This window comes from Phycisphaerales bacterium, from assembly GCA_040217175.1.
In the GTDB taxonomy this organism is placed as follows: Bacteria; Planctomycetota; Phycisphaerae; order Phycisphaerales; family UBA1924; genus JAHCJI01.
The window spans coordinates 741676-760861 of record JAVJNT010000001.1 but is presented as its reverse complement, the minus strand read 5'-3'; the positions used below and the strand labels follow the sequence as shown (position 1 = coordinate 760861).

Here is a 19186-nt window from a genome sequence, read left to right as displayed (position 1 = left end):
CTGTGTTGTGCTGCGTCCCCATCGTGACTAGGGGTTTCTCCCCGTTCAGAGGATAGAGGGGTATCAACCATGAAGACGATCGCTCTTGCATCGCTGCTCGCCGTTCCCGCCGTGGCGCTGGCTCAGGTCACGCCCGTGGGTCCGTTCACCGGTGACCTCCAGGAAGGCTTCGACGGCCTGCCCGGCGGGTTCCCGCCGTCCCACCCGGTGTTCGACGGCACCGCCGAGATGATCAGCACCGGCGGCTCTATGCACACCACGACCGGCTGGAGCTTCCGCTGCGTCATCCGCCCGTTCGAGGGCACCCGCCTGGCCGCTTCGGCCGGTGGTTTCGTGGTGTACGAGTTCACCGACGAGGTCGGCATGTTCGGCGGCTACTTCGGCACCAACGCCGACACGAGCGGCCCGGACGCCACCGCCCGCTTCCTGGATGCCTCGGGTGCCGTGGTCGACACCGCGGTCATCGAGATCGATCCCGATTGCGCGTGGCGCTGGAACGGCTGGGAAGTCGCCGGCGGCGTGACGACCATCGAGATCGAGGGCGCTTTGTTCGGCGGCGCGTTCATTCAGATGGACGCCATGGAACTCACGTACGGCTCGGGTCCCTGCTACGCCGACTTTGATGGCGATGGCAGCCTGACCATCTTCGACTTCCTGGCGTTCCAGAACGCCTTCGACTCGGGCGACCTGGCCGCCGACTGCGACGGCGACGGCGACCTGACCCTCTTCGACTTCCTGTGCTTCCAGAACGCCTTCGACGCGGGCTGCGACTAAGCCAGGCCAGCCGGGACTCGCGCCCGGCTCCGTCCCACATTCCATGCTGACCCGGCCACCCCCGTTCACGCGGGGGTGGTTTCTTTCCGCGCCTGCACCCCGGAAACGTCCGAGAATGCTGGACGAGCCCCTCGGTTTCCGGTCGTTCTCAAGTGCGGGCACCGTCGGGTCGAAACTCATCCTGGATTCGTGATTACTAGAGAAGGGGCGTCCGATGGACTCTGATCTCGTGGCTGCGCTGTGCGAGAGCGCGCGACACGTGCTGTGGACGACGATGCAGTTGCACGCCGAGATCGAGGGCGGCTGCGGCGTTGCCGCCGACGCTGGGCACGGCGAATTGATCATCGAATCGAACCAGTGCAACGGCTGGCGGCTGACCCTGGCTGCTCGGGCCGAGACGGTCGAACGATTTGCTTCGCTCTTCTCGGGTCGTGATGCGTCGGAAGACCATGCCGCCTGCACCGACGCGATGGGCGAGCTCGCTTCCATGATCTTGGCCCACACGCTTGCCGGGCCGACCTGCCAATTCGATCATGGTGTCCTGGAGGCTACCGAGCAGAGAAGGGCCTGCGTAGAGGTCTGCACCGAGTACGGCGACGCCCGCGTCGCGGTCGTCCTGACGTGAATCGAGTCCGCAGCGCGCGATGAAACGCCGGAGCATGAACGCGATGAAGATTCTTTTGATCGACGATTCGACCACGATGCGAGAGATCGCCCGGTCAATCTTGGTACAGCTCGAGTACGCAGAGGTCTTCGAAGCGTGCGGCGGAGAGGAAGGCCTTGCACTGGCCGAGTCGATCGGTCCCGATCTCATCTTGGTGGACGAACTGATGCCGGGCATGGACGGGATGAGCTTCTTGCGATCATTCCGACGTTGCGACGGATCGACGCCCGTGATATTGATCGGATCCGACAATCGACAGGAACGCGTGGTCGAGGCGATCAAGGCCGGTGCCAGCAACTTCCTCGCCAAGCCGTACACGCCCGATCTTCTCAGCCAACGCGTGCAGGAGACGATGGCCGCCGGCCCCGTGCTCGCCGCCTCGTCTCGGTGAGGGTGACCATCATTGGCTCCTGAAGCGTTCGAGCAAGCAACGAGTCTGACGGTGTCCTCAGACAACGTACGCGCCTCGCTGCGCGTCGAACCGAATGAGGACAATGCCGACGCCACGGTCGAGGCCATCGAGGCAATTCTTACCAGCCAGGGCATCCACGAGGATCGCCGCCTCAAGCCGGCGATCGAGGCGCTCGTCGAGCAGTTGCGGCGGGAGCCCGACGCCATGGCCGAGGCGGTCGTGGCCGAGGGCACGGCGCCGACGCACGGCGCCAACGGACGCTTCGAGCTCGCACCCGAGCTCGAGCCACCCGAGCCGCCGCCTGCAGCGAGCTCGGACGACACGTCGGTTGATCACTACGCGCATACGTCGATCGTGGTCGTACACCAGGACCAGAAGCTGGGCGTGCTGCACGCGCCAACGGATCCAGCCGACGGCATCGACGTGTATGGATCGCCCATCAAGGCGACGGCCGGCCAGGAGGCCCCGCTCAGGTGCGATGAGAGCGTGGAAATGCGTGCCGGAGGCGTGCTGTTCGCGCTCCAGAGCGGTTGCCTGCACGTGGCTGAGGGCCGCATCGCGGTCGAGGCCATGCTCGACATCGACGAGTCGGTGGATTTTGGTACCGGGAACGTCGACTTCCCGGGCGACGTCCAGGTGCGCGAGGGCGTTCGCGACAAGTTCCAGGTAACTGTCGGAGGCGACCTTGAGGTCCATGAGCTCGTCGAGGCGGCATACCTCGATGTCGCGGGCTCGACCACCTTGCACCGAGGCATGGCCGGCCGGGGCAAGGGAACGCTGACGGTGGGGGGCAACGTGAGTGCCGGCTATCTCGACGCGACCAACGTAGACGTCGGCCACGACCTCTGCGTCCGCAAGGAGCTGTCCAACTGCATCACCACGGTTGGGCGGCACGTGCGTTCGCCCGAGTGCGTCGTGGTGAGCGGAGAGCTCTCCTTCCGCTTCGGAGCCCATGTCCGCACGCTTGGGGGCGAGGCGGAGACTGAGACGCTCGTGCGGATCGGGTGCGATCCGGGGTTGGACGCCCAGACCCGATTACTCGAGGAGACGCTGCGAGATACCAGCGGTCGGCTCGAGAAGCTGCGAGCGAAGGTCGCCGAAGCTGGCAGCGGCGCGGCTCCCGAGGTCGAAGCCGAAATCGCGCGGCTGCAGTCGCGCGCGCCGTCGATCCGAATGGCCCTGGAGCGTGTGCTACTCGCCTACGAGCGCATGTCGGGCGTCGTACTCCGCGTAGAAAAGTCCATCATGCCCGGCGTCACGCTCTCCATCGGGACGCAGGCCGCCACGGTACGCCAGGCCATCTCGGGGCCGGTCGAGGTCCTGCTTGACGCGGAAGACGCCATGGTGTTCCGCAGCCCCGGCTCGAAGTCGACCACGCCGTTGGCAAGCAAGGCGGTCATGCACGTCGATCGCGAGGCCATCGACCTGGATGACCTCCGGCGATGGCTGGACAGCGCCCTCTTGCGACCGTCCGAGAAGGCTGCCTAAGGCCAGGGCCACCGCAGTTGCGGACCTCCAGGTTCGGGATAACTGGTAATCCAGTACGAGATATTCGCTTGGGCGGCCGCCACGTTCGCGCCGATGTAGATGCCGAACGAATCAAGTTGTCTGCTCGACTCTCCCGTGGTCTGATGTTCGGACACGGAGGATCGAGGCATGATGCGGTGGCCCTACATGAGACCTGAACCAGGCCAACCAAAGCAAGACCAGCAACGACGCACCGGCAGGATCTCGCCCGAGGGCGTTCAGTGCGACCTGGGGAAGGTCGTCGACCTCTCGGCCGGCGGCCTGAAGCTGTCCGGCAAGGGGCCGCAGCCCGGACGGGTGGGCGACAAGGTGTCGCTCCGGCTCGACTGGGGCATGGGCAAGCTCGACTTCGAGGGCGTGATCACCCGCGTCGAACGGCGTTGGTTCTTCGGCTGGGTCGTTGGCGTGAAGTTCGAGAACCTGACGCCCGCCCGCAAGCAGGCGCTTTCCAAGGCCGCCATGCTCGCGGCAAGCGGTGAAATCACCCAGTGGTGCCGGGCGAGCTAACTCCGGCGAGTTGGGCAGCGCACTGCTTCCAGGCGTGCGCTGCTGCCCGCGCCTGATCCGTCGATACGCCCAGATGGAACACGGCCCGAACGCGGCCGTCGCCCTCGCTCAAGACGCCCACGCCCGCGCGCCCGAGCATGCCACAAAACTCGTCGGCGAGGCCCTGCTGGGTCTCCAGCGGTTCCTCCGGCGCGAGTCGCGCAAAGACGATGTTCGTGCGCACGTCGACGGGATCGAGCGCCATGCCGGGGCTCTCGGCCACCGCATCGGCGAGGACCCTTGCATTCGCATGATCGTCCGCGAGCCGATCGACGTGGTGCTCGAGGGCGTGCAGTGCGCCGGCGGCGATGACCCCGGACTGGCGCATCGCGCCGCCCAGCAGCTTTCGCCAGCGACGGGCGGTCGCGATCGTCTTGGCGTCCGCGGCCAGGGCCGAGCCGACGGGCGCGCCCAGCCCCTTGGAGAAGCAGACGCTGACGCTATCGGCGCCCTCGACCAGACGCGTCAGCGGCGTACCCGTCGCGACGCTGGCGTTCCACAGGCGCGCGCCGTCGACGTGCAGGCGCAAGCCAAGGGACTTGGCTTCTTCAGCGATGGCATCGACCGCATCGAGCTCCCAGACGTGGCCGCCGCCCTTGTTGTGGGTGTTCTCGATCGCGACGAACCGGGTGGGCGGGCAGTGCTGGTCCTCGAATCGAATGTTCCGGCGCAGCGTCTCTGGCGCAAATTGCCCGCGCTCGCCCGGGACGAGGCGGATGGAGCAGCCGGCCACCGCCGCGTAGCCACCCGTTTCCCAGTGGTAGATGTGGGCTTGCTCGTGGACGACGATCTCGTCTCCCGGGCTCGTCTGGGTCTTGATGGCCAGCAGGTTGGCCATCGTGCCGCTGGGGACGAAGAGCGCGGCCTCCTTGCCGAGCAACTCGGCGACCCGGGCCTCGAGCTCGCGGACCGTCGGGTCGCCCTCCTGGACGTCGTCACCCACGCGGGCCCGGGCCATGGCCTCGCGCATGGCGTCGGTGGGGCGCGTGACGGTGTCGCTCCGCAGGTCGACCGTCGGGAGTTGAGATTCCTGACCCATGCGTTCTCCTCGCACACTCGTCAGTCGTTGGTCCTGCTCGGGGGCGCCGTCTCGTAGGGCTCCTCACGAATGCGATCGCGAACGGCTGGGTCCCTCGCCAGCGCGAAGAACGCCGCGGTGCCGCAACTCGCGACGAAGAGGCACAACCCGTACGTCCACGCCCCGGGGCTGAACTCGAAGCCCGAACTCGCCGCAATGGTATAGATCGAGACCCCCAGCATCGGGGCTACCGCGCCACGCACGCCAGTGAGCGTGACGTGCACGCCCATGTACTGCGACTCTCGGCCCGGGGGCGCAAAGTCCAGGTGGCCCAGGTTCCATGCCAACACGCCGCCGGCAAAGGCGATGCCCTTGGCCACGACGGCGAGGACCACGAGCCAGATCTGGCCCGTCCAGACGCCCGCGATCATCAGGCCAAGATTGGCGAGGAACGCCCAGCTGTGGATCGTGCGGAATCGCACGATGTGCGTGTGGTCGAGCAGCTTCGCCCAGATAGGGATGAAGATCGGCATGAGCCCCATGGGGATCGAACTCGCGATGAGTATGCCCGCGAGGTAGCCCAAACCGAACTGCTCGCGCAGCACCAGCACCAGCGGAGCGCCCGCCATCATGTTGCCCATGCCCAGCAGGAACTGCGCCGCCATGAAGCGTGCGAACGGGCGATCATCCCGCAGCGTGCGCACCACCGACCACGGGTTGAGCGACACCGACCGTCGCGCATCTCCCTTGCGCTCGCCGCTCAACAGCGACGCCTCGTGCCGCACGCGGATCTTTGAGTAGTGCCAGACGCCGACACCGGCGATGAGCACGCCAAGGGGGAGCATGATGCGGAAGGCCCGATCGTCGAAGTCCATGGCCTGGCCCAGCCCGAGTCCGAGCAGCGCGAGCGAGAGGACCTGGATGGTCGCGAACTTGCCGGTGATCTGGGCCCGCACGTCGCGGCGATAGTTGTACCGCCAAACGGTCGAGCGGATGGTGACCAGCCCCGCCCAGAACATGCGTCCGCCGATGACCGCCAGCGTCGTGAGGGCCAGGCCTACCTCGTTGCGAGGGCTGATGGCGATGAGCAGCACCAGCGCCATCAGGCCGAGCTGGAGCATGTTCATGAAGCGGATCTTGGGCGAGCCGTGGCTGAGCTTTACCCACACGAAGCTCGTGATGTTGGCCATGGCCGGGGCCGCCGCGAGCAGCCCGACGGCGAAGTTCAGCAGGATGCGATCGACGCGGTCCTCGTAGGCCACGCGGACGAGCACGCTGATGATCGCGCCCTCGGTGGCGGCCAGGGCAAAGGGCAGGAAGACCGCCGCGAGCGCCTCGCGCCGGTAGTTGGCCCGGGCCATCGGCGGCAGCGACTGGGGCAGGAAGCTCAGCAGCACCCGCAACGCGACAGAACGCGAGGCCTTGCGAGCGGGCCTCGCGTCGGGCGTGGTCGGCGTGGTGGGGCTCACCGGTCATCGTTGACCGCGGATTGCCCAAGGCAAGCGCTGCGGGGTGGCCCGGGGGGCGTGAGAGCCCTCGGCGGGCCGGTTCCGGGCCGCGTGCGATCTACAATGAAGGCTTCGCGGCGGCTCCCGATCGGCCACCGTACCCGAATCCGCATCAGCAGCATCCCGCCCAGCCGGAGCACCCCGACCGCATGGACGCCCAGATCCGCAACTTCTCCATCATCGCCCACATCGACCACGGCAAGAGCACGCTGGCCGATCGGCTGCTGCAGGCCACCAACGCGGTGAGCGATCGCGAGCGGCGCGAGCAGACCCTGGACGACATGGAGCTGGAGCGCGAGCGCGGCATCACCATCAAGGCGTCGGCCGTCACCGTCATGCACCAGCACGACGGCAAGCCCTACATGCTCAACTTCATCGACACGCCGGGCCACGTCGACTTCGGCTACGAGGTCAGCCGGGCGCTCAAGGCGTGCGAGGGCGCCATCCTGGTGGTCGACGCCAGCCAGGGCGTCGAGGCCCAGACCATCGTCAACGCCTATCTCGCGGTGGCCCAAGACCTCGAGATCGTGCCGGTGCTCAACAAGATCGACCTGCCGGGCGCCCGGCCCGACGAGATCGCGATGGAGGTCGAGCAGGCCCTGGGCTTCCCGGCCGAGGACTGCCTGCGCGTCTCGGCCAAGAGCGGCATCGGCATCCCCGAGTTGCTCGACGCCATCTGCGAGCGGCTGCCCGAGCCCAGGCCCAGCAAGGTCAAGCAGACGCGGGCCCTGATCTTCGACGCGGTGTACGACGACTACCGCGGCGTCATCGTGTACATCCGGCTCTTCGACGGCAAGCTCAAGACGGGCGACAAGATCCGCATGATGGGCCTCGGGCGCACGTTCGTGGTGACCGAGCTGGGCAAGTACACGCCCAAGCCAACCAAGACCAAGGAGCTGCACGCGGGCGAGACGGGCTACCTCATCGCCGCCATTAAGACGCTGGGCGACGTGCGCGTGGGCGACACCATCACGCTCGACATCGACCCCGCCGACGAGCCGCTCGAGGGCTACGAGCCGCCGCGGCAGATGGTGTTCTGCGACTTCTACCCCGCCACGAGCGAGAAGAAGGGCAACGACTTCGAGAGCCTGCGCGAGGCCATCGAGAAGCTCAGCCTCAACGACGCCGCCTTCACCTTCCAGCCCGTGCACAGCGAGGCGCTCGGCTTTGGCTACCGCTGCGGATTCCTCGGCCTCTTGCACATGGACATCATCCAGGAGCGGCTCGAGCGCGAGGGCGGCGTCGAGGTCGTGCAGACGGCGCCCACCGTGAGCTACCTCGTCGACATCCGCACGAAGGGCGGCGAGCGCGACACGGTGGAGGTGCACAACCCCGCCGACCTGCCCGATCCGTCGATGATCCTGGCGATCCGCGAGCCGATCTGCAAGGTCGAGATCATGACGCCGAAGGAATACATCGGCGACATCATGACGCTGTGCCTAGGCCGCCGGGGTATCTACAAGAACCAGCAGTTCATCAGCGATACGCGCGAGCTGCTGACCTTCGAGGTGCCGCTGGCCGAGATCATCTACGACTTCTACGACAAGCTCAAGAGCATGACCAGCGGCTACGCGACGATGGACTACGAGATCGACCGCTACCAGGAAGACAGCCTCGTCAAGGTCGACATCCTCATCAACGGCGACCCGGTCGAGGCGCTCGCACTCATCGCCCACAAGGAACGCAGCGAGCAGCGGGGGAGGCAATTGCTCGTGAAGCTCCGCAAGCAGATCCCACGCCACCAGTTCGAGATCCCGCTCCAGGCGGCCATCGGCGGCAAGATCATCGCGCGCGAGACCATCAAGGGCTTCCGCAAGGACGTGACCGCCAAGTGCTACGGCGGCGACGTCAGCCGAAAGCGCAAGCTTCTCGAGGCCCAGAAGAAGGGCAAGGAGCGGATGAAGAGCGTGGGCAGCGTGAGCATCCCGCAGACGGCGTTCATGGCGGTGTTGGATACGAGTGAGGATTAGCAACGCGCCCCATGCCCTCCCTCCTCGAAACCATCCTCTACACCCCACACCCTCTCCGCTGCGCCGCGTTCTACCAGTCGTTGCTCGGTCTTCGCCCCGTCGGCACGCCCGACGAGCACATGGTGGCGCTGCGGGTCGACGAGCGGTCGGTGCTGTTGTTGTTCGATCCGGCGTGGTCGGGTCGGCCCGGGCGGCCGGTGCCCAGCCACGGGGCGACCGGGCCGGGGCACGTGGCGTTCCTGGTCGATGACCTCGACGCGTGGCCGGCGCGATTGGCCGAGCTCGGCGTCGAGATCGAGCAGGAGGTCACCTGGTCGGGCGGTCACTTCCGACCCGGCCGATCCATCTACGTGCGCGATCCCGCCGGCAACTCGGTCGAGCTCATGGATGCCGACATCTGGCCGGCCTGAGGCGATCGAGCGCGGCCACTCGTGGCCCACTGACCGATAAAAGGTCCGCAATCTCCGCCAAATCGGGGTCAGCAGCTCTGCAGCCTTGGGCGTCTGGCCCGGAACGACCGAGTCTGCGGCAACCACGCCCAAGATGAGCGCCGGTCCTGTCGATGCTCGGGCATCGGGAGGTGCCATGACGCGGAAAGGCCGGGATCCAACTGAAGAATCGGGCTCGGCAGGCCCACGCCCCAAGCGTCGGGCCGCACTCAAGCCGGAGTCACTCGAAGATCGGATCCTGCTCTCGGGCACCTGGGTCGACGCCGAGACGGGCGAGGGCATCGCCGGGCCGAGCGCTAATGCAGACCTCTACACGGGCGACGAGCTGGCCAACATCGCCGAAGCGGGCGATGGCGACGACATCTTGCTCGGCCTCGGCGGAGACGACTATCTGGACGGCGGCGCTGGCGACGACCAGGTACACGGCGGTTCGGGCGCCGACGTCGTCGCCGGCGGCTCGGGCGACGACCTGCTGAGCGGCGGGGGCGGCGACGACCTGATCGTCGGCGGCGAGGGCGTCGACACGGTGACGTACGAGGACGCCGACGCGGGCGTCACGGTCGATCTGGGCTCGGAGTCTGCCAGCGGCGAGGGCAGCGACGCGGTCATCGGCGTCGAGAACGTCATCGGTTCTGCCTACGGCGACGCGCTGACGGGCGACGACGGCGCAAACGTCATCGACGGCGGTGGTGGCGACGACCTGCTGGATGGCGCCGGCGGGGATGACACGCTCACCGGCGGTACCGGCGACGACGTGCTCGACGGCGGCGCCGGCGACGACGTGCTGGATGGTGGCGTCGGCCGAGACACCCTGCGAGGCGGCGAGGGCGCCGACACGATCGATGGCGGCGAGGGCGACGACGTCGTGGATGCTGGCGGGGGTGATGACCTGATCATCGGCGGGCCGGGCGACGACGCGATCGAGGGCGGAACGGGCTTCGATACGCTCGACTACTCCGCCGCCGCCTCGGGGATGCACGTCGACCTCGGATCTGGGGTCGCCACGGGCCAAGGCACGGCGAGCGTGTCGGGAATCGAGCGCGTGGTCGGTAGCGACCACGATGACGTGCTGACCGGCGGCACCGGCAGCGACACGCTCGAAGGTGGTGCGGGAGATGACACGCTGGCGGGCGGCGACGGCGCCGACACGCTCGTCGGTGGAGCGGGCGATGACCTCTTCATCGCCGATGGAACGGATTCGATCTCGGGCGGGAGCGGCAGCGATACCGTGACGTTTGCCGGCGCGAGCGGCGGCGTGGCGTTCGATGCGAGCTCGGCGGGCGTCGAACACGTCATCGGAAGCACCTTCGACGACGCATTCTCGTTCGATGCGGCGACGGCGGGCCAGGCTTTCACGGTCGACGGCGGCGGTGGGTACAACGTCATCGACCTGTCGGCATACGACGCGGAAGACGTCTCGATCGATGCGCAGGGCGGCGTCATCGTCGTCGACCTCGCCGGCGGAGGCAGCTTCGAGGTCCACTTCGAGAACGTCGACCACGTGATGGTGGGTGGCACGACCGGCGAGCCGACGTTGCGCATCGATCCGATCATCGCCGAGGAGTCGACGCTCGTGCAGGTGTCGGCGATGGGCGTGTCGGGCTCGGTTGAGCCGCTGAGCTATTCGTGGACGCAGGTCTCCGGGCCGGCGATCTCGCTCGACGGCGTCGATACCTCGTCGCCCAGCTTCCAGGCGCCCGAGTTGTCGGCCAGCACCACCATCCGGCTGCAGGTCGAGATCTCCGACGGCACGTCCACGGTCGTCGAGACCGTGACCATCGGCGTGGCAGCCGACAACGACCCGATCGTGGTCGACGCCGGCCCCGACCAGCTCGCGACCGAGGGCGACGCGGTGACGCTGTCGTCGTCGGTGGTCGACCCAGAAGGCAAGCCCGTCGTGCAATCGTGGACGCAGGTGGGCGGGCCGACGGTCGAGCTCAGCGGCGACGACACGGGCTCGCCGACGTTTACGGCTCCGAACCTCGCCGCTGATGCCGAGTTGGTGTTCGAGGTGACCGCTTCGGACGGAGAGCACACGGTGACGTCTCAGGTCTCGGTGTTCGTTCAAGCCAACGACGACGCGGCCCTCGTGGACGCCGGCGCTGATCGAACGGCCCAGGAGGGCGCGAGCGTCCAACTGACGGCCGTCACGGAGGACCCCGAAGGCCAGACGCTGACGTACGCATGGACGCAGACCGGCGGCCCGGCCGTGGTGCTGACGGACGCCGACGGCGCGACTCCGACGTTCGTTGCGCCCGAGGGGGTCGTCAACACCGATCTCGAGTTCCAGGTGACCGTCAGCGACGGCACGAACACCTCGACCGACTCCATCACCATCACCGTCGAGGCCAACGACGATAAGCCACGAATCACGTCGGCCCCGAATCTGTCGGTCGACGAGGGCGAGGTCGTCTCGCTCGGCGTCGTTGCGGTCGATCCCGAGGGCCAGGGGCTGAGCTACGCATGGACGCAAACGGGCGGCCCTGCGGTCTCGCTGGTGAACGCCGACACGGATGCGCCATCGTTCGTTGCGCCCGAGGGCGTCAGCAACGCCTACGTGACCTTCGAGGTCGCCGTCTCGGACGGTTCGTCGACCACGGTCGGCTTGGTCGACGTACTGATCATCGGTGACAACGACGCGCCGGAGGTTGTCGTTTCCGGCGATGTGGAACTCGAGTCCGGGCAGACCGGCACGCTCACCGCGACGGCAAGCGATCCCGAGGGCAAGGCCATCGTGCACGCTTGGAGCCAGATCGGAGGGCCAACGGTCACGCTCTCGAACGCCAACGGTGCTACGGCGTCGTTCACTGCCCCCGACGTCACGGAGGCCACCGTCTTGACGTTCCAGGTCGAGGTCAGCGACGGCCAGACCACGACGACCGAGACGTTCAGCACCACCATCGAGCCCGCGGAGGCCGGCAACAACAAGGGAGGCGGTGGTGGAGGAAGCGGCAGTGGCGGGGGCGGCGAGTCTAATGGCGGCGGTGGCGGGTCAAGCGGCGGGGGTGGCAGCGGCGGTGGCGGCACGCCACTCGTCGTCGAGCCTCCTGCGCCACTCATTGCGCCAGAGGGCGACCTGGTCACGCTCGACGCGGGCGTCGTGCAGTCGACGGGCGAGGTGTCCTACTCGTGGCGACAGGTCGGCGGTACGCAGTCGATCACGCTGAGTGCCGATGACGCCGCAAACCCCACGTTTACCGTGCCCGAGCATCTTACCGGTGAGTACTACGTCTTCGAGGTCACGGTCGAAGACGATACGGGCTCCAAGACCGTTGAGATCCATGTGAAGGTCGAAGCGGACAACGACGGTCCGACGCTCGACGTCGATGACCAGCCGACGCAATTGAATCAAGGTGTGTACGAGATCGGCTCGACGTCGGCCGACCCGGAAGGCCAGAACCTTTCGTATCGCTGGGTGCAGGTCAGCGGCCCGTCGGTCAAGATGTTCGAGGACGATACCCCCGCGTTGCGATTCTCGACGAGCGGGCTGCAGGCTGCGGCCGACGTCTCGTTCGAGCTCCAGGTATCCGACGGGACGAGCGTCGCGACCGAACTCGTGACCTTCACGGCCCAGCCCGGCAATGAGGGGCCGGAAGTCTCGGCCGGCAACGACCAGACGGTCACCGAAGGCGATCTGGTGACGCTCGACTCGGTTGCCTCGGATCCCAACCAGGACGCCCTCACCTACAACTGGGTGCAGACCGGCGGGCCATCCGTCACCCTCTCGGACCCGAGCGCGGCGGCGCCGACATTCGAGGCGCCAAATCTGATCGCGGGCGCGGACCTGACGTTCGAGTTGACGGTCTCGGACGGCGTGCTTTCCGCGACCGACTCCGTTACCATCCATGTCGAGGCCGTGGACGACCCTCCTGTAGTCGATGCAGGCCCGTTCCAATCCGTGGACGAGGGCGACACGGTGGTACTGGGCGCGGCAGCGACCGATGCCGACAGTGGCTCGCTGACGTATCAGTGGACGCAGGTGGGCGGGCCATCGGTAGCGCTCGTTGGTGACGACACTGCCAACGCGAGCTTCGTCGCGCTAGAGGACGTCTCGAACACGTACCTGACCTTCGAAGTGGCCGCCAGCGACGGCACGACCACGGTCATCGACCGCGTGATGGTGCTGGTCAACGCCGACAACGACGCTCCCACGCTGGACGCCGGCCCTGACTTCTCGGCTCCTGAGTCAACGACGGTGACGCTTGCAGCGACGGCGAACGACCCTGAAGGAAGTGAGCTCACGCACACCTGGGTCCAGACCGGCGGTCCCATGGTCGAACTCAGCGATTCCTTCGCGCTGACGCCCAGCTTCGAGGCTCCCAACCTGCTCGAAGACGCCGAACTCTCGTTCCAGATCACGACGACCGATGGCGAGCACACGGTCGTTGATACCGTGACCGTGACCATCATCGGCGAGAACGATGCGCCCGAAGCCGTGAACGCAACCTCGATCGTCCTCGAAGATCAAGCGACCGCCATCGTGCTCAACGGCGCCGACCCCGACTTGGGCGATGCTGTCGATAGCTTCCGTATTGACTCGCTGCCAGGCGAGGGGACGCTGCTGCTCGACGGCGTCGCGGTTACGGCGGGAGACGTGGTAACTGCAGCTGACATCGCTGGCGGAAAGCTGACATACACACCACCGGCAGACTGGAGTGGTCATACTGACTTCCAGTTCAGCGCGTTCGACGGCGAAGCATGGTCCGATGCGTCGGCGACACAGTTCGTGACGGTGGTGGGCCAGGCCGATGCCCCGATCGTGACGACTTCGCCGGCGTCAGGCGTGGAAGACCAGTCGATGTCGCTGGCGGTGGGGGTGGCCCTTGTCGATACCGACGGATCCGAGACCATTACCAGCGTCATCGTGACCGGTGCGCCAGCGGGCAGCGTCTTCACGGACGGCGTGACGACGGCGACTGCCTGGTACGGTAGCGCCGACATCTCGGCGCTCGATCTTTCGTCGCTCCAGATGACGCCAGGCCCAGACCACGACCAGGACTTCGTACTGACCATCTCTGCCACGGCCACCGAGGCAGATGGCGACCAAACGGTCGGCGCGGCGATGCTGGCGGTCCACGTCAATCAGGTCAACGATGCGCCGCTGCCCCAGAACGGCTCGATGTCGATCGGCGAGGACGCGCCCACGGTGGTGAGCCTGCATGCGCTCGAGCTCGACACGGGCGACGCGGTCGAGACGTTCCGCATCGAGTCGCTGCCGGCTACGGGGTCGTTGACGCTCGACGGCGCGGCGGTCGTTGCCGGGCAGGAGGTCGCCGCCACCGACGTGCTGAGCGGCAAGCTCGTGTACACGCCCGCAGCCGATGCCCACGGACAAGTGTCCTTCGCGTTCAGCGCGTCGGATGGTGAAGTCTGGTCGGACGTGCCTGCGACGTTCACGATCGAGGTAGTTGGCGTCGCCGATGCGCCCACGCTGACCGTGTCGGACGTCTTCATGAGCGAGGACGGGACGGCCCCGCTGTCGATCACGCACGGGTTGGTTGATGTCGATGGTTCGGAGTCGATCAGCCGCGTCGAGGTGTCGGGCGCCCCGGTTGGAACGGTCTTCAGCGATGGCGTGAACTCGCAGATGAGCGTGGGCGTGCCCATCGACGTGACGGGGTGGGATCTCGACAGCCTCACCATCACGCCCGTCGCAAACTACGAGCAGGACTTCGCCATCGACGTCAGCGTGACCGCGCGCGAGGCTGATTCCGGAGATGAGACCACCACGACCAGTACTGCGACAATCCACGTGTCGGCCGTGAACGATGCACCGATCGTGCACGGCGCGTCCATCTCGAGCGTCGAAGATGCTGCTGCCACGATCGTGCTGTCGGCCAGCGAGATCGACCAAGGCGATGCGGTCGAGCAGTTCCGCATCGACGTGCTACCCGAGCACGGCGTCCTGAGCCTGAACGGCGACCTGCTCGCAGCCGGACAAGTGATCGACGCGTCCGATGTCGCAGCCGGCGGACTCCAGTTCCAACCCGACGCACACTGGTCGGGCCAGACCGAGCTTCGATTCAGCGCCTCGGACGGCCAAGCATGGTCCGATGGCTCGGCCGTCGTTGAGATCACGGTGCAGGCCGTGGCCGACGCTCCGGTGCTGGCGGTGGCCGACGCCGTGGGGAACGAGGACGAGCCGATCGCGCTCGATGTCTCCGCCGCGTTGGTTGACTCGGACGGCTCGGAAGCGCTCGACGTCGCGATCTCGGGCGTGCCCACCGGCGCGACGCTCAGTGCCGGAACCGATCAGGGCGGCGGCGTGTGGTCGCTGTCGCCGGCGGATCTTGATGGACTGACGATCACGCCTGCCGAGCACGACGCCAGCGACTTCTCGCTCGTCGTGACCGCGACGACGACGGACGAATCCGGAGATACCGCGAGCTCGACCGGGACGATCGCGGTGACGGTGCAGGGGGTGGCCGACGGCCCAACGCTGTCTGTTGCCGATGCTGAGGGCTTCGAGGACCAGCCCATCGCCCTGAACATCAACGCCGGACTCGTCGACGACGACGGCTCCGAGTCGCTGACCGTCGTGGTGGCCGGCGTACCCGATGGGGCGACGCTGAGTGCCGGGGTAGACCAGGGCGGTGGCTCGTGGACGCTCTCGCCGGCGGACCTCGACGGTCTGACCATGACGCCGCCCGCCGACGATGCGAGCGACTTCGAGCTCACCGTGACCGCTATCGCGACCGACGATTCGGGCGACGTCGCTACCTCGGCGTCGACGATCAGCGTGACGGTCCAGGGCGTGGCTGACGCGGTAACGCTGTCTGTTGCTGATGCCGAGGGCTTCGAGGACCAGCCCATCGCCCTGGACATCGACGCCGGGCTCGTCGACAACGACGGTTCCGAGTCGTTGACCGTCGTCGTGACCGGGGTACCCGATGGCGCAACGCTCAGTGCCGGGACCGATCAGGGCGGCGGCGTGTGGTCGCTTTTGCCGTCGGATCTCGATGGACTGACGATCACGCCTGCCGAGCACGATTCCAGCGACTTCTCGCTCGTCGTGACCGCGACGACGACGGACGAATCCGGAGATAGCGCGACCTCGACCGCGACGATCGCGGTGACGGTGCAGGGCGTGGCCGACGGCCCAACGCTGTCTGTTGCCGATGCTGAGGGCTTCGAGGACCAGCCCATCGCTCTCGATATCGACGCCGCGCTCGTCGACGACGACGGTTCCGAGTCGCTGACCGTCGTGGTGGCCGGCGTACCCGATGGGGCGACGCTGAGTGCCGGGGTCGATCAGGGCGGCGGCTCGTGGACGCTCTCGCCGGCGGACCTCGACGGTCTGACCATGACGCCGCCCGCCGACGATGCGAGCGACTTCGAACTCACCGTGACCGCCATCGCGACCGACGAGTCGGGTGACGTCACGACCTCGGCGTCGACGATCAGCGTGCACGTCGAAGGCGTCGCTGACACGGTCTCGCTGGCAACGAGCCATGCGTCGGGCGTGGAGGACCAACCGATCGCCCTCGGCATCGAGGCGACGCTCTCCGATGTGGACGGCTCGGAAGCACTGACGGTCACCATCGACGGCGTCCCGGCTGGCGCCTCGCTGAGCGCTGGCGTAGATCAGGGCGATGGCTCGTGGCTGCTATCGTCGGATGACCTGGACGGGCTGGCCATCACGCCGCCCGCGGGTGCGTCGGGCGGCTTCACGCTGACCATCACGGCGGTTGCGACCGACGAGGATGGCCACCAATCCTCCGCCCATTCGACAATCGACGTCGCCGTCCAGGCAAGCGCAGATGCGCCCGCCCTCTTCGTGGCCGATGCCCAGGGCGTCGAAGACCAACCGATCCCGTTGCGCGTCGACGCGATTGCGCAGGACGCGGACGGATCAGAGTCGATCGCGGTGACGATCTCGGGCGTTCCGGAAGGGGCGTCGCTCAACGCAGGCGTAGATCAGGGCGACGGCGTATGGATCTTGAATCCAACCGACCTGCAAGGCCTGGCCCTGACGCCCGCACCGGACTGGTCGGGCCAGTTCGTCCTCGACGTCGTTGCTTCGTCGGCCGAAGGCGAGTCGGTCGCCACCACCCACGCGGCGATCAACATCTCGGTGCAAGCAGTCGCCGACGCGCCCGTCCTCGAGGTCACCGATGCCTTCGGCGTGCAGGGCCAACCGGTCGCGATCGACATCGCCGCAGCACTCACCGACACGGACGGGTCCGAGCGTCTGTCCATCACGATCGAAGGCGTACCCGACGGGGCAACGCTGAGCGCCGGCGTCGATCGGGGAGATGGCACGTGGGTGCTCTCGCTTGCGGATCTCGACGGGCTGTCCATGACCCCGCCCGAACATGCCTCGGGCGAGTTCACGCTCACGGTCACCGCAAACTCGAGCGACGATGCCGATGATGCGTCGAGTACGGTCGTCACGATGAACGTCTCGATCGAGTCGGCCCAGAAGGCGCCGACGCTCGCCACCGCCGACGCCTCGGGCTTCGAGGATCAACCCTTTGCCCTGGACATCGAGTCGTCGCTGCAAGGCGGCGATGGATCAGAGCAACTGGAGCTCATGATTCTGGGCGTGCCTGAGGGTGCATCACTCAGCGCGGGCGAGGATCGGGGATTCGGCGTCTGGCGGCTCGCACCCGCCGACCTGCCCGGCCTCACCCTCACCCCGGCCCCCGAGGATGCGGGCAGCTTCCAGCTCACGGTCGAAGCTACCTCGATCGAGGAATCGGGCGAGCGCGTGTCGACGGCGACGACGATCGAAGTCAACGTCGAGGCGGTCGCCGACGCGCCCGCGTTGGCGGTCACGGATGCCCGTGGATCGCAAGACGGGCCCATCGAACTGCAGATCCGCACGAATCTGACCGACCTCGACGGCTCGGAGCGATTGGAAATCGCGATTGCGGGCGTGCCCGAAGGCGCGGTGCTCAGCGCGGGTGAAGCCATCGGCGGCGGCGTCTGGATGGTGCAGCCCGACCAACTCGACGGACTGACCATCAAGCCGCCGCTCGGCGACGTTCGCGGTTTCGACCTGAGCGTGACCGCCACGTCAACGGACGCTTCGGGTGATGCGAGCTCGACAACCTCTGTCATCCGGGTCGATGTGATCGCCGGTCCGCAGGCCGAGCCGCAAGGCGAGCCGACCGAGCCCCAGGCATTCGACACGCCCGAAGAACCGGCATCCGTTGCCACTCCGAGCAGTGGATACGACGCCGACGACGATGCATCAGCAAAGTGGTCGGGCGATCTCGACGCCGCGATCGATCAGTTGCGTGCCGACGTGCAATCGATCTCGGACGAGGCCGCCACAGGCTTCCCAGAGGCCGGCCCGACCGATCCAATCGCGAGCCTCGTCGGTGTCATCACGCCCTTCTCGCCCGAGACGGCGCGGGTCGACTCGGTCGAACCGCCCGGCACTCCTTTGTTCGAGTTGCCAGAAGAGCAAGGGTCGGATCGACGTGCCGAGCCTGAGGCCATTGATCGCGAGACGGAGCCCGAATCGACCGATGACCACATCCAGCGGGCCCGTCCGATCGAGCAGCAGGCCACACGGGCGCCAACGCTCGTGGGTGTCTTGTGGGCCATGGTTCGATCTATCGGACCCAACAAGCACGACCGGACGGACCGGTAGGCGGAATCGACGAGGACCGGAGCGCGAGCATGCTGACGAACGAACACGAATCTCGGTACGACTCGGCGCGCGGCGCCGAACTGGTGGCCGAGCTCGCGGCAAGCACGGGCGAGGCGGCACGGGCCGCCCGTCAATCGACACGCCTGATCATCCAGACTCGGGTCGTCGTCGATCGCGGATCCCTGAGCGAGCGCACCGGAAAGCCGCTCCACGGCATCACCGGAGACATCTCTTCGGGCGGCACCCAGCTGCTGTTGCCCCGACCGCTTCTCGTTGGCGACGTGTACCACCTGAGCTTCGATCGCTCCGAGGTTGACATCGCCCCTGTGTATGCGCTCTGCCTCCGCGGCCGGCAGGTTCGTTCGGACGCATTCGAGGCCGGCCTGCGTTTCCTCGAGCCCGTTGAGTTGCCGGTGGGAGCACGATCGAAGGCGGAAGACCTCCTGTAAGCACGCACACGCGGAACGCCCCAAAGCACGACCAGAGCCATGACAGATCAGGCGACCATCCACTCCGAGCCACGGCAAGTCCCCGCCGACGCACCAACCGCTGAGCCCGCGTCGGCATCGGAGCTCCTCGCCGAAGTCGGACGATTGTCGCGGTCGCCCGCGGGGGCTCGCGAGCGGGCGATTGAGTTCCTCGCGATCCTCCATCGCGGCCTTGGCGGACTAGCAGGCGCTATCTCGCTCTCGATCGGGAGAGAAGAACTCGAGCACG

The 19186-nt window shown here is 67.1% G+C and carries 11 protein-coding genes; 9 read left to right on the top strand and 2 right to left on the bottom strand.

Annotation, left to right across the window (positions count from 1 at the left end):
* The first annotated feature begins 69 nt into the window (after positions 1-69).
* From RIA68_03305 to RIA68_03285, 5 genes are all read left to right on the top strand, one after another.
* Positions 70-774, top strand: a complete 705-nt coding sequence (locus RIA68_03305) for a GC-type dockerin domain-anchored protein (GenBank protein MEQ8316461.1) — start codon at positions 70-72, stop codon at positions 772-774.
* A 214-nt stretch (positions 775-988) separates the two neighbouring features.
* Positions 989-1399, top strand: coding sequence for a hypothetical protein (locus RIA68_03300; protein ID MEQ8316460.1), 411 nt, complete (start codon positions 989-991; stop codon positions 1397-1399).
* 43 nt (positions 1400-1442) lie between these two features.
* The gene (locus RIA68_03295; GenBank protein ID MEQ8316459.1) at positions 1443-1829 is read left to right on the top strand and encodes a response regulator; all 387 of its coding nucleotides are present in this window, start codon (positions 1443-1445) and stop codon (positions 1827-1829) included.
* Between the two features lie 51 nt (positions 1830-1880).
* A complete protein-coding gene (locus RIA68_03290; protein ID MEQ8316458.1) occupies positions 1881-3338 on the top strand; it encodes a FapA family protein in 1458 nt (485 codons plus the stop codon).
* A gap of 186 nt (positions 3339-3524) precedes the next feature.
* Positions 3525-3884, top strand: a complete 360-nt coding sequence (locus RIA68_03285) for a PilZ domain-containing protein (protein MEQ8316457.1) — start codon at positions 3525-3527, stop codon at positions 3882-3884.
* On the opposite strand, the gene RIA68_03280 is transcribed toward RIA68_03285, so the two are convergent.
* Both RIA68_03280 and RIA68_03275 read right to left on the bottom strand, forming a co-directional pair.
* Complete coding sequence (locus tag RIA68_03280) at positions 3859-4962, bottom strand: GntG family PLP-dependent aldolase (GenBank protein MEQ8316456.1); 1104 nt, start codon at positions 4960-4962, stop codon at positions 3859-3861. The two genes, RIA68_03285 and RIA68_03280, sit on opposite strands and share 26 nt — an antisense overlap.
* Before the next feature lie 20 nt (positions 4963-4982).
* Complete coding sequence (locus RIA68_03275; protein ID MEQ8316455.1) at positions 4983-6410, bottom strand: MFS transporter; 1428 nt, start codon at positions 6408-6410, stop codon at positions 4983-4985.
* Between the two features lie 188 nt (positions 6411-6598).
* Here RIA68_03275 and lepA point away from each other — a divergent pair, with 188 nt between their 5' ends.
* The 4 genes from lepA (at position 6599) to RIA68_03255 (ending at position 18918) form a co-directional block, all read left to right on the top strand.
* Complete coding sequence (lepA, locus tag RIA68_03270; protein ID MEQ8316454.1) at positions 6599-8419, top strand: translation elongation factor 4; 1821 nt, start codon at positions 6599-6601, stop codon at positions 8417-8419.
* An 11-nt stretch (positions 8420-8430) separates the two neighbouring features.
* Entirely contained in the window at positions 8431-8829 is a 399-nt protein-coding gene (locus RIA68_03265) for a VOC family protein (protein MEQ8316453.1), read from the top strand.
* A gap of 175 nt (positions 8830-9004) precedes the next feature.
* A complete protein-coding gene (locus tag RIA68_03260) occupies positions 9005-18469 on the top strand; it encodes an Ig-like domain-containing protein (GenBank protein MEQ8316452.1) in 9465 nt (3154 codons plus the stop codon).
* Between the two features lie 29 nt (positions 18470-18498).
* The gene (locus tag RIA68_03255) at positions 18499-18918 is read left to right on the top strand and encodes a PilZ domain-containing protein (protein MEQ8316451.1); all 420 of its coding nucleotides are present in this window, start codon (positions 18499-18501) and stop codon (positions 18916-18918) included.
* The last annotated feature ends 268 nt before the right edge of the window (positions 18919-19186 follow it).